Origin of the sequence: Psychrobacter sp. D2 (genome assembly GCF_013608135.1) — a bacterium.
Lineage (GTDB): Bacteria > Pseudomonadota > Gammaproteobacteria > Pseudomonadales > Moraxellaceae > Psychrobacter > Psychrobacter cryohalolentis.
This window is the reverse complement of record NZ_JACDXZ010000009.1, coordinates 96861-120569: the sequence shown is the minus strand read 5'-3', so window position 1 is coordinate 120569 and position 23709 is coordinate 96861. Positions and strand designations below refer to the sequence as shown.

The 23709-nt window shown below is 40.9% G+C and carries 23 protein-coding genes; 6 read left to right on the top strand and 17 right to left on the bottom strand.

The window, feature by feature from the left end; genetic code table 11:
* Positions 1-78: 78 nt before the first annotated feature.
* The 3 genes from H0262_RS11575 to H0262_RS11565 form a co-directional block, all read right to left on the bottom strand.
* Positions 79-642, bottom strand: coding sequence for a DUF2127 domain-containing protein (locus H0262_RS11575; protein WP_181210846.1), 564 nt, complete (start codon positions 640-642; stop codon positions 79-81).
* A complete protein-coding gene (locus H0262_RS11570) occupies positions 635-1816 on the bottom strand; it encodes a dihydroorotase (protein ID WP_133105419.1) in 1182 nt (393 codons plus the stop codon). The genes H0262_RS11575 and H0262_RS11570 overlap by 8 nt, the downstream gene beginning before the upstream one ends.
* 102 nt (positions 1817-1918) lie before the next feature.
* Positions 1919-2992 carry an aspartate carbamoyltransferase catalytic subunit gene (locus H0262_RS11565; RefSeq protein ID WP_149492938.1) on the bottom strand — a complete coding sequence of 358 codons (1074 nt, stop codon included), beginning with the start codon at positions 2990-2992 and terminating at the stop codon, positions 1919-1921.
* Between the two features lie 404 nt (positions 2993-3396).
* Between H0262_RS11565 and H0262_RS11560 the strand changes: the two genes are divergently transcribed.
* Both H0262_RS11560 and H0262_RS11555 read left to right on the top strand, forming a co-directional pair.
* Positions 3397-4380 carry a class 1 fructose-bisphosphatase gene (locus H0262_RS11560; protein WP_181210845.1) on the top strand — a complete coding sequence of 328 codons (984 nt, stop codon included), beginning with the start codon at positions 3397-3399 and terminating at the stop codon, positions 4378-4380.
* Positions 4381-4478: 98 nt separating this feature from the next.
* Positions 4479-5273: an RNA methyltransferase gene (locus H0262_RS11555; protein WP_181210844.1), complete on the top strand. Its 795-nt coding sequence runs from the start codon at positions 4479-4481 to the stop codon at positions 5271-5273.
* A 100-nt stretch (positions 5274-5373) separates the two neighbouring features.
* Here H0262_RS11555 and H0262_RS11550 read toward each other — a convergent pair whose 3' ends face one another.
* The 7 genes from H0262_RS11550 to H0262_RS11520 all read right to left on the bottom strand — a co-directional run bounded on the left by H0262_RS11550 (position 5374) and on the right by H0262_RS11520 (position 12443).
* Positions 5374-6306 (bottom strand): electron transfer flavoprotein subunit alpha/FixB family protein, encoded by a 933-nt coding sequence (locus tag H0262_RS11550; protein ID WP_149492935.1) that lies wholly within the window; start codon positions 6304-6306, stop codon positions 5374-5376.
* Between the two features lie 131 nt (positions 6307-6437).
* The gene (locus H0262_RS11545) at positions 6438-7187 is read right to left on the bottom strand and encodes an electron transfer flavoprotein subunit beta/FixA family protein (protein ID WP_011512880.1); all 750 of its coding nucleotides are present in this window, start codon (positions 7185-7187) and stop codon (positions 6438-6440) included.
* A 589-nt stretch (positions 7188-7776) separates the two neighbouring features.
* Entirely contained in the window at positions 7777-7989 is a 213-nt protein-coding gene (locus tag H0262_RS11540; protein WP_010196799.1) for a cold-shock protein, read from the bottom strand.
* A 377-nt stretch (positions 7990-8366) separates the two neighbouring features.
* Positions 8367-8792 (bottom strand): hypothetical protein, encoded by a 426-nt coding sequence (locus H0262_RS11535; RefSeq protein WP_181210843.1) that lies wholly within the window; start codon positions 8790-8792, stop codon positions 8367-8369.
* A 272-nt stretch (positions 8793-9064) separates the two neighbouring features.
* Entirely contained in the window at positions 9065-10081 is a 1017-nt protein-coding gene (gene ilvC / locus H0262_RS11530; protein ID WP_011512878.1) for a ketol-acid reductoisomerase, read from the bottom strand.
* A 152-nt stretch (positions 10082-10233) separates the two neighbouring features.
* Entirely contained in the window at positions 10234-10731 is a 498-nt protein-coding gene (gene ilvN, locus H0262_RS11525) for an acetolactate synthase small subunit (RefSeq protein ID WP_020442822.1), read from the bottom strand.
* A complete protein-coding gene (locus H0262_RS11520; RefSeq protein ID WP_011512876.1) occupies positions 10731-12443 on the bottom strand; it encodes an acetolactate synthase 3 large subunit in 1713 nt (570 codons plus the stop codon). Before H0262_RS11520 ends, ilvN begins: the two co-directional genes overlap by 1 nt.
* A gap of 889 nt (positions 12444-13332) precedes the next feature.
* On the opposite strand from H0262_RS11520, the gene H0262_RS11515 reads away from it, so the two are divergent.
* Entirely contained in the window at positions 13333-13821 is a 489-nt protein-coding gene (locus H0262_RS11515; protein WP_011512875.1) for a DUF4124 domain-containing protein, read from the top strand.
* A 48-nt stretch (positions 13822-13869) separates the two neighbouring features.
* Here the strand turns inward: H0262_RS11515 and H0262_RS11510 are convergent, their stop codons facing one another.
* Positions 13870-15630 carry an NAD(P)H-hydrate dehydratase gene (locus tag H0262_RS11510; protein WP_181210842.1) on the bottom strand — a complete coding sequence of 587 codons (1761 nt, stop codon included), beginning with the start codon at positions 15628-15630 and terminating at the stop codon, positions 13870-13872.
* 222 nt (positions 15631-15852) lie between these two features.
* On the opposite strand from H0262_RS11510, the gene queG reads away from it, so the two are divergent.
* Positions 15853-17070, top strand: a complete 1218-nt coding sequence (gene queG / locus H0262_RS11505; RefSeq protein WP_181210841.1) for a tRNA epoxyqueuosine(34) reductase QueG — start codon at positions 15853-15855, stop codon at positions 17068-17070.
* 134 nt (positions 17071-17204) lie between these two features.
* Here the strand turns inward: queG and lysM are convergent, their stop codons facing one another.
* From lysM to H0262_RS11475, 6 genes are all read right to left on the bottom strand, one after another.
* Positions 17205-17711, bottom strand: coding sequence for a peptidoglycan-binding protein LysM (lysM, locus tag H0262_RS11500; RefSeq protein ID WP_011512872.1), 507 nt, complete (start codon positions 17709-17711; stop codon positions 17205-17207).
* Positions 17712-17997: 286 nt separating this feature from the next.
* Complete coding sequence (gene acpP, locus H0262_RS11495; protein WP_011279816.1) at positions 17998-18234, bottom strand: acyl carrier protein; 237 nt, start codon at positions 18232-18234, stop codon at positions 17998-18000.
* Positions 18235-18547: 313 nt separating this feature from the next.
* On the bottom strand, positions 18548-19282 hold the full coding sequence (gene fabG / locus H0262_RS11490; RefSeq protein WP_226939375.1) for a 3-oxoacyl-ACP reductase FabG: 735 nt from the start codon (positions 19280-19282) through the stop codon (positions 18548-18550).
* Positions 19273-20241 (bottom strand): ACP S-malonyltransferase, encoded by a 969-nt coding sequence (gene fabD / locus H0262_RS11485; protein ID WP_181210840.1) that lies wholly within the window; start codon positions 20239-20241, stop codon positions 19273-19275. Before fabD ends, fabG begins: the two co-directional genes overlap by 10 nt.
* Before the next feature lie 493 nt (positions 20242-20734).
* Positions 20735-20917 (bottom strand): 50S ribosomal protein L32, encoded by a 183-nt coding sequence (gene rpmF, locus H0262_RS11480; protein WP_011512869.1) that lies wholly within the window; start codon positions 20915-20917, stop codon positions 20735-20737.
* A 321-nt stretch (positions 20918-21238) separates the two neighbouring features.
* On the bottom strand, positions 21239-21832 hold the full coding sequence (locus H0262_RS11475; protein ID WP_181210839.1) for a DUF177 domain-containing protein: 594 nt from the start codon (positions 21830-21832) through the stop codon (positions 21239-21241).
* Between the two features lie 174 nt (positions 21833-22006).
* Here H0262_RS11475 and H0262_RS11470 point away from each other — a divergent pair, with 174 nt between their 5' ends.
* Positions 22007-22804, top strand: a complete 798-nt coding sequence (locus H0262_RS11470) for an elongation factor P hydroxylase (protein WP_181210838.1) — start codon at positions 22007-22009, stop codon at positions 22802-22804.
* Between the two features lie 210 nt (positions 22805-23014).
* Entirely contained in the window at positions 23015-23632 is a 618-nt protein-coding gene (locus tag H0262_RS11465) for an L-threonylcarbamoyladenylate synthase (RefSeq protein WP_020442814.1), read from the top strand.
* Positions 23633-23709 lie beyond the last annotated feature (77 nt).

Here is a 23709-nt window from a genome sequence, read left to right as displayed (position 1 = left end):
TATTTATAAAAAAGCCAGCTTAAGATAAATATCTTAAACTGGCTTTCTAAATTGTCATTTGAGCCTAAGAAAACCTGATTAGATTAAACTCTTTCGTTTCATATTACGATAAACCACAATCACAATAATAATATTCGACACCAATATGGCAAGTTTGAACCAATCAAACGGACTCACAATCAAATAGTAGAGTTCAATAGGAATAAATATTCCATAACCCAGTACCCCAAACCAGTAAGCCCATGTTTTATCTTGCCATAAGCCATATGCCTCGACAAAACGCAAACTGGCATAAGCAAAAATCAATAATAAGAATACCGACCAGTTTTTGCTTGCCATCTGTGCAATACGTACCGCACTGTCAACTTGTGGCGCTAATAACTGACCAAATACTTGTTGCCAAGAAGCCGTCGCCGTAATGAGCCAATGCTCAAGGTCGGTATGCCACGACCATAAAGCCAATGCACCTAGTAGTGCGCCAATACCCTTTACGACTTCATAGATTGCTACTGCTTTGATAGATTCGCTTGACGTCGTGCGAGGCTCATTGTGTCGTGGGTCTGAAGACGGATGGTTATCTTTTGATGAATTGCCCTCTGACGAAGACTCTAGACTATCATCCTGCCTAGGCAAATTAGCCAAAGAAAGTCTCCACAACGCGCCCTTGCAGTGTTTGGTTAAAGAATGGCGTATTTTTGCCGTTTGATAACATGGATTCGCTAGTCACCTGCCATTCAAGATTGGGATCGACCAGTACTGCGCCCCCGATAGTCTCATATTGCTCGCTGATACCCGCAATTTTTGCAGGATTTAAGCAGATTTTATCGACCAGCTGCTCAAGTGTTAACACCTCATCTTTTACCAGCTGGCACGCCAGCGCCATAAAGGTATCAAAATTTGAGATACCGGGCGTACTTTCAGCAAATGGGGCTTTTTTCGCGGTACTGTTTAACGGCTCATGATGACTGCAAATTGCATCAATTGTGCCATCTTTTAGACCACGGCGAATCGCTTGCTGATCGGTATTACTACGCAAAGGGGGTAATACATATGCTTGAGCGTTAAAGCCTTCCAGATTATCATCGGTTAAATACAACTGATGCATTGCCACGTCACAAGTAACTGGTAAACCTTTATCTTTCGCCCAGCGCATCAGCTCAATTGACGACTTACAAGATAATTGGCTAAAGTGAGCAGCTATGCCCGTTTCTTCCACCATAAGTAACTGCGTTGATAAAGCGACGGTTTCTGCAATCCAAGGAATACCCTGCAGACCATGATAAGAAGCGATATAGCCTTCATGTGCAACGCCATCACCAGATAGACTAGGCTCATCAGGATAAAAGAATACCTTCATGCCAAACGTCGCCGCATACTCAAGTGTACGTAAGAGCACTAAGTCGTTTTGAAAGGGTCTGCGAGCATTAGAGACAGCAATACAGCCACCTTTTTTGAGCCCTGCGATATTGGAAGGGCGCTCACCCTCCAAGCCAGCGGTCAACGCACCCAAAATATGTAAATAAATCCCACCATCATCAAGCGCGCGCTCACGTAAGCCTTTTAACAATGAGCCATTTTCTAAAATAGGGTTGGTATCAGGGGGAATCACCACATGCAAAAAACCATTACCACGTGCTGCACGCCCTTCTGACTCTAACGTGCCATGCTGCTGTTGACCCGGCTCACGTAAGCGGGCACATAAATCAACCAACGGTGGTAATATCCATGTCTCGCGCTCGCTCGTCAGCTTTGCTAACTGAGCAGTGGCGATTTGTGACAGTGACTCTTTAAATGCTTTTGGAAGTAAGTCGTGCATATGAACATCTGAATTCGTAATGTGAACCATGAGCGTTATTACCGTATCAATAAAATGGGATAAATAAGAATAAAACAAGCGAGACAAATATTATGCTAAATATTAATGACCAGCCGCTTGATGCGCGCGCTGACCTTCCATCGCAAGCGACAATACCGCCATACGAATAGCAATGCCGTTATTAACCTGTTTTAAAATTACAGATTGCGCACCATCGGCAACGCTTGAGGCAATCTCAACACCGCGGTTCATCGGTCCTGGGTGCATAACTAGAGCATCAGGCTTAGCCAGTGCCACGCGCTCAGGAGTAATACCATAGTGCTTATAGTATTCACTCGATGATGCCAATAGTGGAGAGCCAATACGCTCATTTTGAATTCTCAAGCCCATAATGACGTCACAGTCCGTCACGCATTCATTCATATTCTCATATACTTGCACACCAAAACGCTCAATCCCTTTTGGTAATAACGTACGAGGTGCACAGACACGAATGTCTTTTACACCCAATGTTTGTAGTGCACTGATGTCAGAGCGTGCTACTCGCGAGTGTTTGATATCGCCAACGATTGCAACCGACAGCGCTTCAAAAGGACGCGGCGCCTCACGGTGAATAGTCAGCATATCAAGCATGCCTTGCGTTGGATGCGCATGCCAGCCATCACCACCATTGATAATGGCAATATCTGGTGTCACTTCAGTCGCCATAAAATGTGCTGCACCTGATGCTGAATGACGTACCACAAAGATATCTGCCGTCATCGCTTGCAGATTCCATAACGTATCGCGTAAGCTTTCGCCTTTTTTGGTGCTAGAGCGTTCGATATCGATATTTAATACATTAGCACCTAAACGTTTTTCTGCTACTTCAAACGTGGTACGCGTGCGCGTCGATGGCTCAAAAAACAGATTCATCACCGTATAGCCTTCAAGCTCAGGACGGTTAATTAGCTGTCCCTTATCATCAAAAAATGACTCAGCTTTAGCGATAATCGCCTGCAGCTGGGCTTTATTAAGACCTTCGATACCTAAAAAATGACGAATACTACCATCAGTATTGAGCTGCGGACGACTCAATGACGCATCAAGTTTTTCATGAATCGTATCAGGATCAAATCTTGCGTAGTCTGTCGGCGAGACGGTAGGTAGTGATTGGCTATCGATAGAATTTGACATAAGGACACGTCTTCATTAAGGGTTTGTATGATTTTATAATAAGTTATCATTCGTTTTTTTAACGGTTTTGGCTCGATAATACGGCAGACATGCATACAGACAAGGACATTTTGCTGCTTATTTGCTACAATTTACCGCAGTGATATAGACAATACTAAAATAGAAGCGGCTCTCATTTTAGAGAATAGCAGCACATCATTTGGCAACCGTATCAAAAGACAGCCTCTTAAACCATAATTGAATAATAATAGTGTTAGTGTAGCTGATTTTCAGGTCAGGACAAAGACGCCTTAGTCAGTATTTAACAATATCTCTCATATCAATATAACGTAATCAATTCTTAAACACGCATTCCATACTTAGCTTGTACCACTCTTTATCAGAATTATTCATTAGGAAACACTATGACAACCTTAGCACAGTATTTGAACACTAACGCCACCACTCCTGCCCTCAATGACGTTATCACTACCGTCACTGACGTCGGCAAGACCATCTCACAGCTCTTAAGAAAAGGCGCTTTGGCAGACATCCTTGGTGAAGCGGGTAATCAAAATGTGCAAGGTGAAGACCAGAAGAAGTTAGATGTATTGGCCAACAATTTATTATTAGATGCATTGGCACAAAACAGCCATTGTGCTGGTGTTGCTTCAGAAGAGCTTGATGACGCTACTCCTGCCAATGTTGATGGCAGTTTGTTGGTATTGTTTGACCCACTCGATGGCTCGTCTAATATCGACATCAATATGGCTGTCGGCACCATATTCTCGATTTTACCGTACCAGCGTCAAGGTCAAGTCAGTGAAAATAGCGACTTTTTACAAGCGGGTAATCAGCAGCTAGCAGCCGGTTACTTACTCTATGGCACGTCTACCGTTCTCGCGCTGACCATCACAGATACTGTAGTCATGTTTAGCCTAGATCCAGATACCAATGACTATGTATTGATAGAAGAAAATGTCACAATCGATGCCGATACTAGCGAATATGCTATCAATGCCTCAAACTACCGTTATTGGCGCGCGCCAATGCAGCAATATATCGATGAGCTTATCGCTGGCGAGACAGGCGTACGTGGTCGCGATTTTAATACGCGCTGGGTTGCCGCCATGGTTGGTGATGTTCATCGCATTCTATGCCGCGGTGGTTTATTCACATATCCATTTGATACCAAATACGCCAATAAAGCAGGCAAATTACGTCTCATGTATGAAGCCAATCCCATGAGTTTATTAATTGAACGTGCTAGCGGCGGGGCAACGGATGCAGTCAATCGCATTTTAGATATAGAGCCGATTGACATTCATCAACGCGTGCCTGTAGTACTTGGCAGTAAAAATGAAGTCGACTATATTAAAAAGTTGCATTTAAACCATACTGATAAATAAGACATACAAGCACATTTTGACAGCACCTATAAAGCCATATCAATAATCATTTTATAGGCGCTGTCTATATTTTATACTTTTTCTCTAAGCGATCTATTATGGTAGCAAATCCCACCGAGCTGATTACCTCAGATAAGAATACAACGGTCAAGCTAGTAAAAGCGTTATTGACGCAAGCTCGCCAACGTAACAAACATGGACAAACTGTCATTGAAGGTATTCATCTTATTGATGCTGCCCTTCGTAGCGATTATCCATTTGTGCAAATATTGCTAGCAGAGTCCGCACACCATCATCCAGAGGTGCAGCAAGTTCTCACCCGCCTGCCCACTTATACGCCTATCTTAACCTTATCGGATGCGCTTTATGAAAGTATTCGTAGCTTAGGTACTGGGATTGACATTATGGCAGTGATTAAGATGCCAACCCCTAGCCTATCTATGATTCATGATGACTGCTTGATTCTCAATGACGTTCAAGATAGTGGTAATGTCGGCACATTACTGCGCACCGCAGCAGCTGTTGGAATCAAAAACATACTTTGCACCAGCGCTACTGCGCAAGCTTGGTCACCAAAAACATTACGGGCAGGAATGGGTGCCCAGTTTGCCCTAAATATATATGAGGGATTAAGTATACAAGAGGTTTTAGACCATGTGCAAACCCCTCTATTTGCCACCAGCTCGCATACTGATACCGTCATCTATCAGCATGATTTAAAAAAACCAATCGCTTGGATTATGGGACATGAAGGTCAAGGGGTTTGTGACGAGCTGATGCAGTGCGCAACCCCTATCGCTCTACCACAGCCCAATGGGCAAGAAAGCCTCAATGTTGCGATTGCAGGCTCGCTATGTTTGTATGAGACCTTGCGTCAAAGAAGTTATAGCTAATATCATTTAACTGAATCAGCAAGACGATTTTTAAGTCGAATATAAAAAAACCCGCAATCAATGATAGCGGGTTTTTTATTTTACTTTCACTAACAAGTACTTAGATTTTACTGGTCAGTTCAGGTAAGGCTGCAAATAAATCAGCTTCTAAGAAGTAATCGGCAACGCTAGCAATAGGTGATTCTGGGTCATTGTTGATAGCAACAATGACTTTAGAATCTTTCATACCCGCTAAATGCTGAATAGCACCTGAAATACCAGCTGCAATATATAAGTCTGGTGCAACGATTTTACCCGTTTGACCAACCTGCATATCGTTTGGTACATAGCCTGCGTCGACAGCGGCACGTGATGCACCAACAGCAGCGCCAAGCTTATCAGCCAATGGTTCGATATATTTAGTGAAGTTTTCACCATTTGCTAGGGCACGACCACCAGAAACCACAATGCTGGCTGACGTCAATTCAGGACGATCAGATTTAGCCATCTCTTCGTTAACAAAGCTTGATTTGCCAAGCTCTTGCACATTGTCAAGAGTTTCAACAGTGGCTGAACCACCTTCACTTGCTACTGGATCAAAAGCAGTAGTACGTACGGTTAATACCACTTTATCTTCTGTCGTCTTAACCGTTGCTGTCGCGTTACCAGCATAGATAGGACGCTCAAACGTTTGTGCATCTACCACAGCAGAGATTTCTGATAACATGCTTACATCAAGTAATGCGGCAACGCGTGGTAAGAAATTTTTACCAGTTGTTGTAGCAGGTGCAAGAATATGACTGTACTCACCAGCAATATCAGCGACCAACAGAGCTAAGTTACCTGCCAATTGATGCTCATAAGCTGCGTTGTCTGCTAGCAATACTTTGCTGACGCCTGCTGCTTTTGCCGCTTCGTCAGCTGCTGCTTGCGCACCACTACCAGCGATCAATACATGAATATCACCGCCAATTTGCTGAGCAGCAGCGATCGTATTCAAAGTTGCCTTTTTTAGACTGGCATTGTCGTGTTCTGCATATACCAAAATTGCCATTGTTTTTGTCCTTTATTTATTCGTATCATCTATTCATGAGGTTGTTGGTACACAAAGCCCTATTATGTCCAAGTTCAATAAAACTTATTTAGGACGTCATGGCTTTGCAGTAGATAGGCATTAGCAAAGTATTAAATGACTTTTGCTTCGTTTCTTAGCTTATCGACCAACTCATCAACTGAACCCACTTTGATACCAGCTTTACGCTCAGCAGGTGGTACAACTTTAATGATTTCTTGCTTAGATGCCATATCAACACCGAAATCAGCAGGTGTTTTTTCATCAAGCTGCTTTTTCTTTGCTTTCATGATGTTAGGCAATTTTGCATAACGTGGCTCATTCAAACGTAAATCAGTCGTAATAACCGCTGGCAAATCAAGCGCAACCGTTTGCAAACCACCATCGATTTCACGCGTTACATTAACTTTATCGCCTTCAACTTTTACTTCTGATGCAAATGTACCCTGACCGATACCCATCAATGCCGCTAGCATTTGACCCGTTTGGTTATTATCATCATCAATCGCTTGTTTACCTAGTAGAATAATATCGGTAGCTTCAGATTCAGCGATATTTTTCAGGATTTTAGCGATTTGTAGAGGATAAGGTTTTGCATCAGTTACTACCAAGATGCCACGATCAGCACCCAGTGCTAAAGCGGCACGAATCTGCTCTTGTGACTCTTTTGGACCAATTGAGGCAACGATGATTTCATCAATCACACCCGCTTCTTTAAGACGAACCGCTTCTTCTACTGCAATTTCATCAAAAGGGTTGATTGACATTTTAGTGTTAGATAAATCTACGCCAGAATTATCAGCTTTTACACGAACTTTTACGTTGTAATCAATGACACGCTTGACCGCTACTAATGCTTTCATACGTTCCTCGTTTATTAATGTTATGAATTAAAATTGCCAGTTAAGAACCAAAGGTTCATTTTTTTAAAATCGTCGTTCGAAATAGTACTCAAGGTTGATTGCTGCGTCAGCATCTATAATGTAATAAAAAATATCAGACCATAAACAATATACTGGCATCACACTCTCTATCTATAAAATCTGCCAAAGCTAAGCCAACCGTTATTATCAGACCTATGTATCTTGCGTGAGCTCAGCCTTAAGGTCAAGACAACGCCGTGAATAATGCGTCATAAATTTGTCACCATTCTACAATAAACAGTTTATAAGCGCCTATTCACACCATTTTCTTATCATTATTCTTATTATTTTCTGATTTCTACAAGCTATCTAAGTCGTTTATAACCGTTAATACAAACCAATACCATCTCGTTATTATAAGAATTGAATCAAAAAAAGATCATAAAAAAAGCAACCTGATCAGAGGTTGCTCTTTTTTAAAGTCTAAACAGTATTTTTATTGTTTTAACAAACAAAGGCATCAATGCATATTGATAATCTTACTGTCATTAAGCGCGCTGAAGAACAGCTTACTCAATGTCAAATGAGATTAGATAGCTTCGATTTGCTCAGCTTGTGGGCCTTTCTTGCCATCACCTAAGATGAAAGACACTTTTTGGCCTTCGGCTAGAGTTTTGAAACCACCGCCTTGGATAGCGCTGTAGTGAGCGAATACGTCTTGTCCGCCGTTGTCTTGCGCGATAAAACCAAAACCTTTAGCTTCATTAAACCACTTTACAGTGCCTTCAACTTTATCTGACATAAATTTTCCTAACTCTTTAACTGTTGGCGAGACGTGTGTCATCACCGATTAATTGATATATACCTAAGTTTTTCTTGCAGAATGCGTGGGTAAAATCATTGAAACCTCTAATAGAGATCTTAATATTTTTACCCGAAATCCTTTGAGTACAAGCTGATTATAACAGCTTTTTTTAAGCGCAACAGCTTAAATTTATGATTTTTGTAACCTACTCAAGTCAATTTTAAATAATTATTACTATTAATTATTTGAGACTTAATACGTTGATATAGAATGCTTTTTTACCACTTACCTTTCGAGATTTACTATGGACTTAGATATCGCTTTCGAAAAATCACAGTGATAAGAATTATATTTGCTACTGTATTGAAAAAAAACTATGGAAAAATTGGTAGCCACGGTGAGCTCAATACCAATAAACATAGCGCAAAAAATATCAGCGAAAATGACTGACTATAAGCGATATATTTAGCAGGTATGACCAAGTCTTTCGGAGAGTCAGGAATGCCTTTACGCTTCAATAAACGTGCGCCATAGATCCAGCCAAAGGTCGTATAAAGACCGTAAGCCGCTGGTACAGCAACGGCTAGTGGTGTCAAATCAATCGTATATAGCATCACTACTGAGATGAAAAACCATGAGGTATCTAGAATTGAGCTGATTTGAAAGAACTTAGAGTTGGGTAGTTTGCCGCCGGTTTTTTTGAGCATCTCCCCTTCGATCCAAATCAAAACGGCAACGACAGCGCTCAGAGTAATGTATATGAATTGCGGTGTTAGCCAATCAGGATAAGATATTTGCACAACAGACAACCTATAATCTATAGAATAAAAGAATCCTTGGCATTTATATTGCAAGAATAAAAATAGCAATACCTATTTAACCGAGTAAGCCGTTAATAGATATGATAATGCTTGCCTATATTAGGCAGCGAAGTCAGATTTTCAACCAACACAGACTGGCGATGATAAAAATATTTTATAAAACATCGCCTACTAAAAATAAAAAGCCCATGCTATCACTGATAACATGGGCTTTTTTAGACTATTTTTTTTACTAATTACTCAATAGCAAATTAGTTTTTGTCTTTATCGATGATTTTGTTGCCGCCGATCCAAGGCATCATACCACGTAGCTTAGCGCCCGTGATTTCGATTTGATGCTCTGCATTGTTACGACGACGAGCAGTCATTGATGGATAGTTGGTTGCGCCTTCACTGATGAACATTTTTGCATATTCGCCAGATTGAATGCGTTTTAGCGCATTACGCATGGCTTCACGTGATTGCTCATTGATCACTTCAGGACCAGTCACATATTCGCCATATTCAGCGTTGTTACTGATTGAGTAGTTCATGTCAGCGATACCGCCTTCATACATCAAGTCGACAATAAGCTTTAGCTCATGTAAGCACTCAAAGTAAGCCATTTCTGGTGCATAGCCCGCTTCAGTTAAGGTCTCAAAACCCATTTTTACTAGCTCTACTGCGCCACCACAAAGAACCGCTTGCTCACCAAATAGGTCAGTTTCAGTTTCATCTTTAAAGGTCGTTTCGATAATACCTGAACGTCCACCACCAACACCAGCAGCATAAGATAGTGCTAATTGCTTGGCTTGACCTGACGCATCTTGATAGATAGCGATAAGATCTGGGATACCACCGCCTTTGGCGAATTCTGAACGAACGGTATGACCTGGTGCTTTTGGTGCCACCATGATGACGTCAAGATCGCTACGTGGTATAACTTGGTTATAATGAATCGCAAAACCATGAGCAAAGGCCAGTGTCGCGCCCTGCTTGATATTTGGCTCAATCACATCGTTATAAAGCTCTTTTTGGAATTCATCAGGCGTCAAAATCATGATGATGTCAGCAGCTTTTACCGCTTCTTCTACTTCAGCAACTTTTAAGCCAGCATTTTCTGCTTTCTTCCATGAGCCAGAGTTAGCACGTAGACCAACGGTCACATCGACGTTTGAATCTTGTAGGTTAAGCGCGTGCGCATGACCTTGTGAACCATAACCAATAATGGCGACTTTTTTACCTTGGACGATTGATAGATCACAATCTTTATCATAATAAACGTTCATAAACAGAGTCCTTTTCCTAAATCATGGCGTACCATGGATAAATAAACACTTAAATTATAGTCACCTTATCGAAGTGATTGGTGAGATAAGCGCTATGTTGATGTTGAATAAATAAGTTTGAAATACTATATTTTGAAGATCATAAACGCTGATTATAGGCTTAGCGTTTTGTCACCACGAGCAATACCAATGACGCCTGAACGTACTACTTCCATGATACGTTCGCGACCAATAACATCAATAAAACCATCGAGCTTAGCTTTATCGCCGACGATTTGAATCGTATATAAGTTGGCATTGACGTCAACGATCTGTGCACGAAAAATATCGGCACTGCGTTTGATCTCTTCACGTACACCGCCCGTCGCACGTACTTTTATTAGCATCAACTCACGTTCGACGTGTACGGTATCTGAGAGATTAAGCACTTTAACCACTTCGATCAATTTATGCAATTGCTTGGTGATTTGTTCTATTTTTTCAGGTGACGTGACTGTCGTTACTGTCAGACGTGAAATACTTGGATCATCAGTAGGCGCGACGTTTAGCGTTTCGATATTGTAGCCACGTTGTGAGAACAAGCCGACTAAACGCGACAACGAACCCGCTTCGTTTTCCATCAATACCGAAATCAGATGTTGTTGTTGCATTAGGTACGCTCCCCTTTTGTTAACCACATATCACGCATCGTTTGCCCAGCGATTTGCATCGGATATACATGCTCATTACGATCGACGTAAACATCGATAAATACCAACCTGTCTTTTATTGCCATGGCTTCAGCCAATTGTGCTTCCATGGTCGCAGGATCAGTAATCTTGATACCGACGTGACCATAGCTTTCAGCAAGCTTGACAAAGTCTGGTAAAGAATTCATGTAAGAGTGTGCGTGACGACCTTCATATAGCATGTCTTGCCACTGTTTTACCATACCCAACTGTGCATTATTCAAGTTTAGGATTTTAACTGGCAAATCATACTGCAAACAGGTAGACAGTTCTTGGATATTCATCTGAATAGAGCCTTCGCCAGTAATACAAACCACATCACGCTCAGGATTAGCAAGTTTGGCTGCCATCGCATACGGCAAGCCAACGCCCATAGTACCAAGACCACCTGAGTTCAGCCATTGACGTGGCTCATTATAGGTATAGTAAAGCGCGGCAAACATCTGATGTTGACCCACGTCACTCGTGATAATCGCATTACTATTAGTCACTTTATCTAAAGCTTGAACGACCGCTTGTGGCTTAATACCATTATCGGTACTGGTGTCATAGCGCAAACCATGACGCTTGCGCCACTCATTAATCTGTGACCACCAATCCAACAACGCCGGTTGGTCTAACTCTTTATCTTCGCCAATAATGTCTATCATGTCAGTAAGCACTGATTTCACATCGCCAACGATAGGAATATGAGCAAAGATCGTTTTTGAGATAGAGGTTGGGTCAATATCAATATGAATAATCGTCGCATTTGGACAGAATTTTTTGACGTTATTGGTCACGCGATCATCAAAGCGAGCCCCAACTGCCAATATAACGTCAGAATGATGCATGGTCATATTGGCTTCATAAGTGCCATGCATACCAAGCATACCCAAGAACTGCTCATCAGAGCCAGGGAAAGCACCCAAACCCATTAAGGTATTGGTGACTGGTAGGTTTAAACGATGAGCAAGCGCCGTTAATTCTTTATAGGCATTACCTAAAACTACACCGCCACCAGAGTAAATAATCGGGCGCTTAGCCGCAAGTAAGGTTTCAACCGCCTTTTTGATTTGACCACTATGACCTTTTAATGACGGTTGATATGAGCGTATAAATACCTCTTTTGGATATTCATAAGCAAATTTTTCGCTAGGCGCAGTCATGTCTTTTGGCACATCGATGACAACAGGACCCGGACGTCCAGACTGGGCAATATAAAAGGCTTTTTTGACAATCATTGGGATTTCGCTAGCATGGCGCACTTGAAAGCTATGCTTCACGATTGGGCGTGATACACCAATCATATCGGTTTCTTGGAAAGCATCTTCACCGATCAGACTACTAGGCACCTGACCTGCGATGATCACCATCGGTACAGAATCCATAAAAGCAGTGGCAATAGCTGTCACTGTATTGGTCGCACCAGGACCTGAAGTCGCTAGCACCACACCCGTGTTGCCAGTTACTCGTGAATAAGCATCTGCCATGTGACCTGCGGCTTGTTCATGACGTACCAGAATATGCTCAACATTGTCTTGTTGAAATAAGGCGTCATAGATATGAAGGACCGCACCGCCTGGATAACCAAAAATGTATTTGACGCCCTCATCCGTTAGTGCTTGCACCAACATCTCAGCACCAGATAGCATGACAGGCTCATTGCTTCCTTCGGCAAGGCGTTGCTGCTTTTCAGGGAAATTCTTGGCAGCATGACCCGTTTGGGTATGTCCAGTCATATTCGGACTTTGCGTGGTTTGCGTCACTGTCGTCACCTTTTTTTGTGGCAAGAATATGTGCCCGCTACGTCTAAGTTACGCTGTGTTATAGGACAGCATATTACTCAAACATAGCAATATATTTAAGGTCAGCTTTGCGACAGGGTTTTATCGATATACAGTGACAAGATGCGAGTGCATCTATAAAAGAAGCTTATTATTTGTAGTGCATACAAGGTTGCGCTAATGACAAATAGACGGATACAGAATGATAGAACAAATCTCAAAGCTTATATTTTATAGCTTATATCATGTTATATGATTACGAAATCTTATAACCTGTTTGATGAGGAGATGTTAAAAACACACATGACATTCTATTTTTACAACAGCAAAATCTTACGAGACACAGTAATAATAAGTTTATCTTAGTCATTGTAGACAGATAAGTCCGGAGACAATAAATATAGATTTGAATAGCATTATTACAAGCGCTATTTATTTTATATCATTGTCACAAAGATAATAAGGCTAAGCAAGCTACCGATAAGCAACCCGTAGTCCTTATTTTCAAGTGCCACGGCAATATCATAAAAGCCGCTCACTGACCAATCAACTGCTATTATATTCGATGGTTTGTGAGCTATTGTCAAGAAAAACTTCTAAACCCTATCCCCAACTATTGGTTATTAAACAATGTACATTCATAAGTATTATTTGCTAGAATCAAGCCATTATGTATTTATATTGTTATCGATTCTATTAACCCTTATGCTTAACTGAACGATAGCTGTATTTTTTACCCATTAAGAGGGCTGTTACTATGGCACAAGCGTCTACGATAAGCACTGCTACCAAACTACTTATCAGTGTCAGCACTGCGTGTATGTTTATGCTACCAATGAGCGCCACTCATGCCATTCAGGTATACAAATCTATTGGCGCACATGGCGAAGTCAAGTACAGCCAATATGCGCCGCAAAATGGTAGGAATATCGAAGTTATCGAGTTTCGTAGTGACGGTAGACAGAGCAATGCTGGACAGCTGGCAGGTAAAACCGAAGCCAATCAAAGTGCGCCGCAAAGCGCAGAAGAACAGCGCGTTGCCCAATTAGAAGCACGCATCAAAGAGCAAGAAGCCCAAGCGAATGCCCAGCGTTGTCAATCGTTACGCAATAATTTAACCAATCTAAATGTGGGCGGACGTATTTATGAGATGGATGCCAATGGCAAACGTCAATATCTAGATGGTCGTGAGATTGAGCTTAAGCGTGAACGTGTTCAACAAGCCATTACCCAGTATTGTGGCTAATCTTCAATTTGGTGTTTAAACACATTTGGCTGAGGTAAAATTAAATCGTTAAAGGCTATCTGTTATGAGATGCATCACATGACGGATAGCTGCTGGCATATCTTGAGCTTGCAGACCTCGCTGCCCTACCAATAATAAATGATTATCGTTATTTCTCGTCTGGTTGACTAAAACATCACCTGCTAATCCATGGATAATGACTGCTTGGTGCAAACTGCGTAGTTCATGTTTTAAATCATCTTGTGCCCATAGTCCAGTAATGACACCTGCAAGTACATCACCCATACCAGCGCTCGCCATGCCAGCATTGCCCACACCGCATACATAAACATGCGCTTGCGCTGATTGCTGCTCCAGAATTAACGACCCTGCTCCCTTTAACACCCAATTACCGCCATAAATTGATGCACACCCTGTTATTGCAGCCAATCTATCATTTTCTATCTCATTTACCTTTTTATTTAATAATCTAGCAGCTTCCCCACTATGTGGCGTTAAACACACTTGATAATTTTTACTATGTGTTTTTAGCTCAGCTATCAGCATATGGTTTTCCCGATGCAATGAAGCCAAATGATAAAGACCATCGGCATCAATGATTATGGGCTTACCTTCAGCTACCGCAGCCTGCAGATATTCAGTAAATAGCAATTTTGCTTTTTCATCACGCCCCAGGCCCATACCAATAGCAATCACCCTGGCTTCTTTAATTAGGCGTTTTACTCCTTTGGTATCATGCAAATCCATGCTCATTGCATCTGGTAGCGAGGTTAATAAAGCCCCATGGTAAGCCTTATGGCAGGCAACTGTTATTTTACCACTGCCCGTCGCCATCGCGCTCGATGCCGATAATATGGCTGCTCCGCCCATGCCTTGTGAGTTATCAATACGATTGCCGCCAATGATTAATACATGCCCATAGCTGCCTTTATGGCTGTTTTGTCTGCGTGGCTTTAATCGATAAGGCGAATTAATAAGGGTGGCGATAGGAATAAGCGCGTTATTATTTGCTAGATGAGGTATCAGCGGTATATCAATCACGGTGCCGCTATAATCGAGCCCGTCTTTGGTATGCAGACCAAATTTACGTGCGATCAGACATAAGGTCACATCTGCGGCTATCGCAACACGCTCAAATACCTGACCAGTAGAGGCAACCAAGCCACTTGGGATATCAACCGCGATGACCAATGCTTTAACATGTTCTGTTACTTCGTTAAAAGCGCAAATTGCTTGCTGATAAATATCGCTCGCTGCACGATTGAATCCAATACCAAATATCGCATCGATATAAACATCCGCCGGCAAAGCGCTCATGCTTCTACCATCGATATTTTCAAAGCATCGATATTTACAATCATCAGATAGTGCCAGCTGTAACGCCTTTGTCGCATCAGCAATTGGGTTTTTATTATCTTCATTAAAACTTTCTATATTATCTTCTATAACAAAATCTTGTTTCTCAAAGCCAACTGTAATGACTTGTACTTGCCAGCCTCTCTGCTGTAAATAATACGCAACAAGCCACCCATCGCCACCATTATTACCTTTTCCGACCCAAACACTGACGCGGCACGGACGATTAACAGGACGAGAGGCAATGCCCTGCTTTGCTAATTGCTCATTCAAACATTTTTTTTCATAAAGTATCTCAATATGCTTCACCATTTGCCAAGCCGCTTGTTGCATTAGAGCAAAGCTGTTATTGCCTTGTGCAAACCATGCTTGTTCCATCGCATAGAGCTGCTTGCTGCTATATAGAGCGACAGGCATGGTAGTTTTCGATGACAATTCATTTGACGTTGGCATGACTAACCCTCGATTATTATTGTAAGATTTGGCTAAGCTTCTGACTTATTATCAGTACAAACCAAAATTGATGTATGTATTTGCTGCTATTGACTTTAAGGTCAATTAATTAGGTTTAATCCATATAAATCTATATTTATACGGATTTATTCACTTTGATACTTGCGCTCTTCGCTCACTGGCTTATCATATCCATATTCACATTATCATTGATCGTCAGACATGAGCAATAAATCTCAAACAAACTCTCAAACGCAGATGCCATCATTACCTACTAGCGTCTCTGCTAAGAAGATTGCTATCAATAATACGCATGATTTTACTACTACAGCAGATATTAAATGCTGGATTAAAGAGACAGCGCAATCGTTAGGGTTTGCAGATTGCGGCTTTTTATCAGTACATCACCCTCTGTTTGTTAAGCAGACTGAACAGTTAAAGCAGTGGTTGGCAAAAGGCTATGAAGCACAATTACAGTTTATGCATAGCAATCATCATCTGCGTGCGCACCCTGAGCAACTGGTAGAAGGCGCAAAAACCATTATTAGTGTGCGTATGAACTATCTCACTCAAACCCCAACACCGCGCGCTGTGACTGACAATGATTATCCTAACCAAGGTATCATTGCGCGTTATGCGAGAGGGCGCGACTATCATAAAATCATGCGTAGTCGGCTAAAGCAATTGGCGTTAAAAATCGAGGAAATGCTTCCTGAATGGCGACATCTAGATATTGGCGCTGACACAGATTTTATTTTTAGACCTTTTAGTGACTCAGCTCCTATCTTTGAGCGACCGATTGCTGATGCTGCGGGTCTTGGCTGGACTGGCAAGCATACATTACTAATAAACAAACAAGCCGGCTCGTTCTTTGTGCTCGGAGAGCTGTTTATGAGCCTTGAACTACCTGAAGATGAGCCAGTTAAAGAGCATTGCGGCAGTTGCAGCGCCTGTATTGATATCTGTCCCACTCAAGCCATTGTCGCGCCTTATGAGCTTAATGCGTCAGCTTGCATCTCTTATCTTACGATTGAACATGACGGTGTTATTGATGAAAAATACCGCCGCGCTATTGGCAATCGTATCTTTGGTTGTGATGATTGTCAGCTAATTTGCCCATGGAACCGTTACGCCAATCTGACGCCCGTAGAGGATTTTGCGCCAAGGCATCGCCTTGATAGCAGTAGTTTGCTTGAATTGTGGCAATGGCAAGAAGCAGAGTTTATGAAAAAGACCGAAGGTAGCCCACTTAGACGCACCGGTTATGTGAATTTTCTGCGTAATATCACTATCGGTCTTGGCAATGCCATTGGTAGCCAAGAAAACATCGAAGCATTACAAGCAAAACTGGGGCTACATAACACTATGCTTGACGAACATATAGATTGGGCGATCGCCGAACAGCGTCATAAATTGGATATCTTACTTATTAATAATTAGAAGCCTAATTTTTAACTCTATATTTTATACATAAAAAAACACCTCATATTTTGAGGTGTTTTTATTCAGCCATATTCTAAGTATCCAAAATACTATGAGTGTTTCGATACTTATAATGACTTAAAAAATGATAACTATTTAGGAATACGTAGTACTTGACCAGGATAAATCTTGTCTGGATCAGATAACATCGGCTTATTGGCTTCAAATATCTTCATATAATCACCAGTTGAACCATAAACATCTTTTGCAATTTTAGATAAGCTATCACCAGATTTTACAGTGTACATAGTCGATTCAGGTGACTGCTCTTCAATATCGATATTATCAATGACTTTAGCCACGTTTTGTACATTACCGATGGCAATAATAGCTTTTTCACGATCAGCTTGAGTCTTAGCTTTACCACTAATTTCTGCAGTATCGGTTGACCCATTATACTTAATCTTTAAATCACTAATATTTAGATTTTGCTGCTGAATACGACGAAGTAAAATATTGGCTACTGATTGCGCTGAAGGCTCAGTACTCTGTACTGGTGTATTAGCGTCTGCTTTGGTTTCTACTTTAGCGTCATGCTTGGCGTCATCACGATTAAAGATTTTATCACCAATGTCTTTTGCAAAACTGAACATACCCATATAACTGCTCCTTAAAATATTATTAATTATTATGCATCATTGTTGTTTCGATGATAACGCATATCGGTTATCACCCTTTTTTACTTACCATTATGAGTATAAGCAAAGGCATGAGCGATAAACAGTAAGAGTATGTTGAGTAATGTTGATTTGGCGTAGCCAATGTTAACGCTAATATTAAATAAGTTGTTATAAGTGTAATAATAAAGAGAAATGACAAACATAAAAAAAACCGCCTATCTATTAAGATAAGCGGTCATATCGAACCTATTGAGCAAGTCGCTAATTATAGCTGTGCTTGTACGTAGTCGATTGCTTTTTGAACAGTCGTTAATTCTGCTGAATCTTCGTCAGGAATTGTGATGCCAAAATCGCTTTCAAATGACATAACCAACTCAACTAAATCCAGTGAATCAGCGCCTAAGTCTTCCATAAATGAAGCATCATTGTTGATGTCTTCAACATTCATACCTAGTTGCTCAGCTACGGCAGCTTTAACTCTTTGCTCGGTATCATTACTCATGTAGATTTCTCCTTTTTGATCTATTATTTTGACAAACTACTATAATCACGTGGTTAGCCACTATAGCATTGTATATAAATGGGATTTTCAGATCCATATAGCCATCTGAGTGTACTATAACAAGTTATACATTCTGTACTAATATCTATTAAAGCCTTGCTATCATACATGGCTTTGACTGAAAAGTATTCGACATTATAGCACCCTTTATTATAGTTTACACTCGTTCACACAGTTTTTTATTATAAGTATGTAACACTTGGGATTCAGCACTAATTGCTATCGCATGTAGGAAAAATCCGACAGCAAACTGCTACATATACATGCCGCCATTGACCGGCAAAACAGCACCTGTGATATAACTGGCTTCGTCACTGGCTAAAAACAGTACAGCAGCAGCGATATCTTCTGGTTGACCTAAACGGCTGATAGGTACAGCATCTAACATGGAGTTCAATAAACGCTCATCAAGCTCATCAGTCATATCTGTTTCAATCAAACCTGGCGCGACACAGTTAATGGTTACTTGACGTGAACCAATTTCGCGCGCGAGCGTACGGCTAAAACCCTCTACGCCAGCTTTAGTCGCCGCATAGTTAGATTGACCGGCATTGCCCATTTGAGCAACCACAGAGGTAATATTGATAATACGACCACGGCGTGCTTTCATCATGCCGCGGATAGCACGTTTGCTCATACGATAGACAGAAGTTAGATTGGTATCTATCACATTGTCCCAATCTTCATCTTTCATACGCATCAATAAGCCATCTTGAGTGATACCAGCATTATTTACCAATACTTGAACAGCACCATAAACGCTTTCTATCTCTTCAAACAGCTTGTCAATCTGCGCAGTATCGCGTACATCTAAAACACGACCAATACCGCCACTATCATTTAGATAGTCATCAATCTGTGCAGCCCCTTTCTCGGTGGTGGCTGTCCCAATGACAAAATGTCCTTCTTTAGCAAAGCGTTTGGCGACGGCTTTGCCGATACCGCGGCTTGCGCCTGTGACTAATGTGATCGTACGGCTCATGATAATACCTCCAGCAATTTATCTAGACGAGCGGGCTTGTCAGTCGGATAGCTCATAATTGGATGCGCTTGACGCTTCGCCAAATTACTCAAGACGTTACCACTACCACACTCAATTAAAATATTAATTTGTTTATCTGCCAGCTCTTGCATGGTTTTTGACCATAGTACTGGCTGACTTAATTGTTCGGTTAATGCCTCTTTAATACCTGCCGCACTGGTTTCAACACGTGCATGACGGTTTTGAATCACAGGAATCGTTGCTTGATCAAACTTAATGGCGGCAAGCTCTGCTGCCAACGCTTTACTAGCCGGCTCCATCAAAGCGCAGTGTGACGGCACACTTACCTTTAATGGAATGGCTTTTTTGCCAGTATTTTGCACTTTATCAATGACGGCATTCACGCCTGCAGCATTACCAGAAACCACCACTTGCCCTGGGCTATTAAAATTTGCTGCACCAACAATCGCATCATCTACATGCTCGGTTGCTTGCTCACACAAATTTTCGACTCGGTGATCTTCCAAACCTAGTACTGCTGCCATAGCCGTATCAATACCCACTACAGCGTCTTGCATCAATTGACCACGCTTATGTACTAGTTTTACGGCATCAGCAAGTGACAGCACGTTAGCTGCGCAAAGGGCGCTATATTCGCCAAGGGAATGACCAGCTAGATAACAAGGCTTATCCTTTATTTTTTGTTGTAAGATGCGCCAAATAGCGATACTAGCGGTCAATAACGCAGGCTGTGTATATTGCGTTTGATTAAGTTTTTCTTCATCTTGACAGATTGCCCACAAATCTTCGCCTAATGCCGCACTTGCTTCAGTAAAGGTTTCAAGAATTTCAGGATAGGCATCAGCAAGCTCGCTTGTCATACCGACGACTTGCGAGCCTTGCCCAGGAAACAGTATTGCAATACGGGTTGGTTGTTTTTTTATCATATCGGGTACAGAGCCCATAACCAATATTCCTTATTTGATTGGAAACACCCCTAGCGTGAATGGGGCTAATCGTAGAGTTAAAGACTATAATAGGATATTAATTTTATAGAGCCGTTACTGTCACTAGTCCTTTAAGACAGCATACTCTTATGAAACTATACACTGACATCGGTAATTAACAAAGCCGCTAAAAAGTTAATTGTTTATCTCGCTTCGATAAATCCTTTGATGTGACTTATACTAGATAGCTAAAATAGCTAATTCTTCATAACTGATGCATTAAAACAGCCGTCAACAGCTATCAGTCAATAAACAGTACTAAAAACTAATAATGAAAACTATTACTAAAAAACCCATAGCAAAAAGCCAAGTTATCTAGCCACATAATATATGATAGCGAAATAACTTGGCTTTCATTAGCTCAAACCAATTGCTGAATAATAGCCTGATAAAGAACATCGACAGTCATAAAAACCATCATCATCTTTAGCAGCCATCAAATAACAATAAATTAAGCGTCTTGACTTACTTTAAACAACTGACGACCACGATAAAAACCATCTTTGGTCATGTGATGACGACGATGTTTTTCACCAGTAGTAGCATCAACGCTTATTTCAGCGATTTCCATACGATGATGTGAACGGCGCATGTCACGACGTGAACGACTTTTACGACTTTTTTGAACGGCCATGATATAGCTCCTATACTTAAAAGGGATAAGCTTGAAATTCAGCTTTAATCGACACTGACAGAGGCTATATAATCACAACAACCTAAGTCTTACGCATCATTAGTTAAATAGATTGCCACGTATTAAAGTGTTGATTACGTCTAAAATCTATAGTTAGTCTGCAAGGTTAGCTTCTCTCTGCCAATGGCAGATTGCTAGAATGCAATAAACGGGACATTATACGCATGTTTAACGGATTAATAAAGCCCTGCTTTTCACTCTTCTGCATAAAGCGGGCAAAAATATAATAGAACATATCTTTTATAAATGCCGTTTATAGCGTTATAAGTTACCTTTCAAAGATGCTAAAGCAGCAAAAGGATTTTCGGTTTCTTCTTCTTCAGGTATTTCACCAAACTGCTCAACACTCATTTCACAGTCATCATGTTTTGGCGCCATTGGCGTTTTGAGCAAAATTTCATCTTCTACTAATTTTTTGAATGGTAATAGTCGCTCTGGCGATTGCTCAGTGACAATTTCGTCTAACAATAAATAATCTTGCTCTTCATTAACTAGGCGTATTTGGCTTTCATTATCAAGAAGCGCAATATCATACTCATCACTCAAATCAATAGCAATCGGTTGCAGACAGCGCTGGCAAGTCAGCCAGACTTCACCAGTCAATGTGAAAGCCAAATGCAGTACATTGTTACGACGATACAGAGTGGTATTTAGCACAATATTTGATTGTTTATGCTCGCTAGCTAAAATAGTCGCAAGACGCTCAAAAGAGCTGGGAGCTTCTTCACCTGCCCATTCAAAGCCAGTGTCTTCCCACTTATTTAAAGAGATGTTATCAGGCATGCTGGTTGACGTAGGCACTTGTACGTTACTAGCATGAAGCGCTGACGGCTTGTTATCTTGGGTGCTTGACATACGCGGCCTCATTGATCAAAAACGGTGTATAATATTGCCTGCCATACTAACGGAAAGCGCCCTGTTGCGCTAGCGCTAGTATGTTAATATTTTTTGGCAATTTCCTTGTCATTGTTTACCTAAAGAGATAGGACATCCTGCTCTATCATCCTTTACTTGGTTAAAGTTTTATTTATGATATCGCCTACCGTTTCTCCTGATTTTTCCAATTTATTATCTACTATTGATGCCAAAAATTTATTACACCGTTTGAATGAATTGCAAAGTCAGAAAACAAATCCTACTGAACACAGTATCAATCTTGAGGCAGATGCCTCATTAAAAAAACTGTCATTACAGTGGCAATATTTGGCTAATAACTATTTGATTCATTCTGCTAAAGAGATCATTGAGCCTATCAAAGTATGCGAATTTATTCAAAACAGTTTAACCGATCTTAATTTACAAAATGAATTATCGTTTGAAGGTATTGAGCAAGCACTGACTGATTGGCTTATTGATCTATTTAATCATTTATTTATCAGCAAACAGGTTATCTTGGTTCGTAGCACTGGCGAGCCCGAATACTTTCCTGCCCAGAGCAATCAACCCGCAAGAATTGAGTTTGCTCATGGATTTTTTGCTAGTGCATTGCATGAAATCAGCCATTTTTGTATGGCAGGTGAACGACGTAGACAACTACCTGACTTTGGCTACTGGTATGCACCTGACGGACGCTCAGCGGCTCAGCAGCAGGCATTCGAACGTGTTGAGGTTAAGCCACAAGCTATAGAGTGTTTGTTTACCTTAGCTTGTGGACGACCTTTTCAAGTATCACAAGACAATTTATTTGCAGATTTTGATACCAGTGGTAGTACTTTTGCTCAAGATGTTTATCAACAAGTTCAAACATATATTACTAAACCAGATACCTTACCATCTGATGCTAAAACCTTGCTACAAGCTTTACTCACTATCTGCGCCGTATCTTAGCTAAACCTACAATGTAAGATTTTTATTATTGTCATCAAAACTCATTACACGACTGGCTATTGTTAACGATTTTATACTCACGTTAACGCCTTGCCCATAAACTTATATTTACTTTACGCTATACTACTTGATAAAGCCGTATTTTAATCTTTAGTACAAAAAGCAAAGTTCATCAATCAAATTCTAATAATTATAAAATAAGGAATTATTATGCAAGTATTTTATATTCATCCAGAAAATCCACAGCCACGGCTGATTGAGCAAGTAGCAGATTTATTACGTAAAGATCAATTGATTATTTATCCGACTGATACCAGTTACGCTTTCGGCTGTCGCTTGGGCGCAAAAGATGCCTTGGAGAAACTAAAACAAATACGCGCACTTGATGATAAACATCAATTCACCCTACTTTGCCGTGATCTAAGTGAGATTGCGAATTATGCTGCAGTAGACAATGTACAATTTAAACAGCTCAAAGCGCATACACCAGCACCAATTACCTTTATTTTAAACGCCACCAAAGATGTACCTAAGAAGCTGGCACATGCAAAGAAAAAAACCATTGGTATTCGTGTTCCAAGTAATGCTATTGCCCAAGCTTTATTAGAAGCGATGGATGAACCTATTTTGACCAGCTCATTAATACTACCGAATCGTGATGATATATTAGATGACCCTTTCGAGATCGAAGAATTATTAGGCAATCAGATAGATGGGCTCATTAATGCTGGCATTAAAACCACCAAACTCACGACCATCGTCGATATGACTAGTAGCCAGCCAGAAATCATTCGGCAAGGTGCTGCTGATGTAAGCTCATTGCTGTAGATATAGACATACTGTAAGTATTTAAATATGCACTTCCCTAACGATCATACAAAAATTTAAACGAAAAAAAGCTCCAA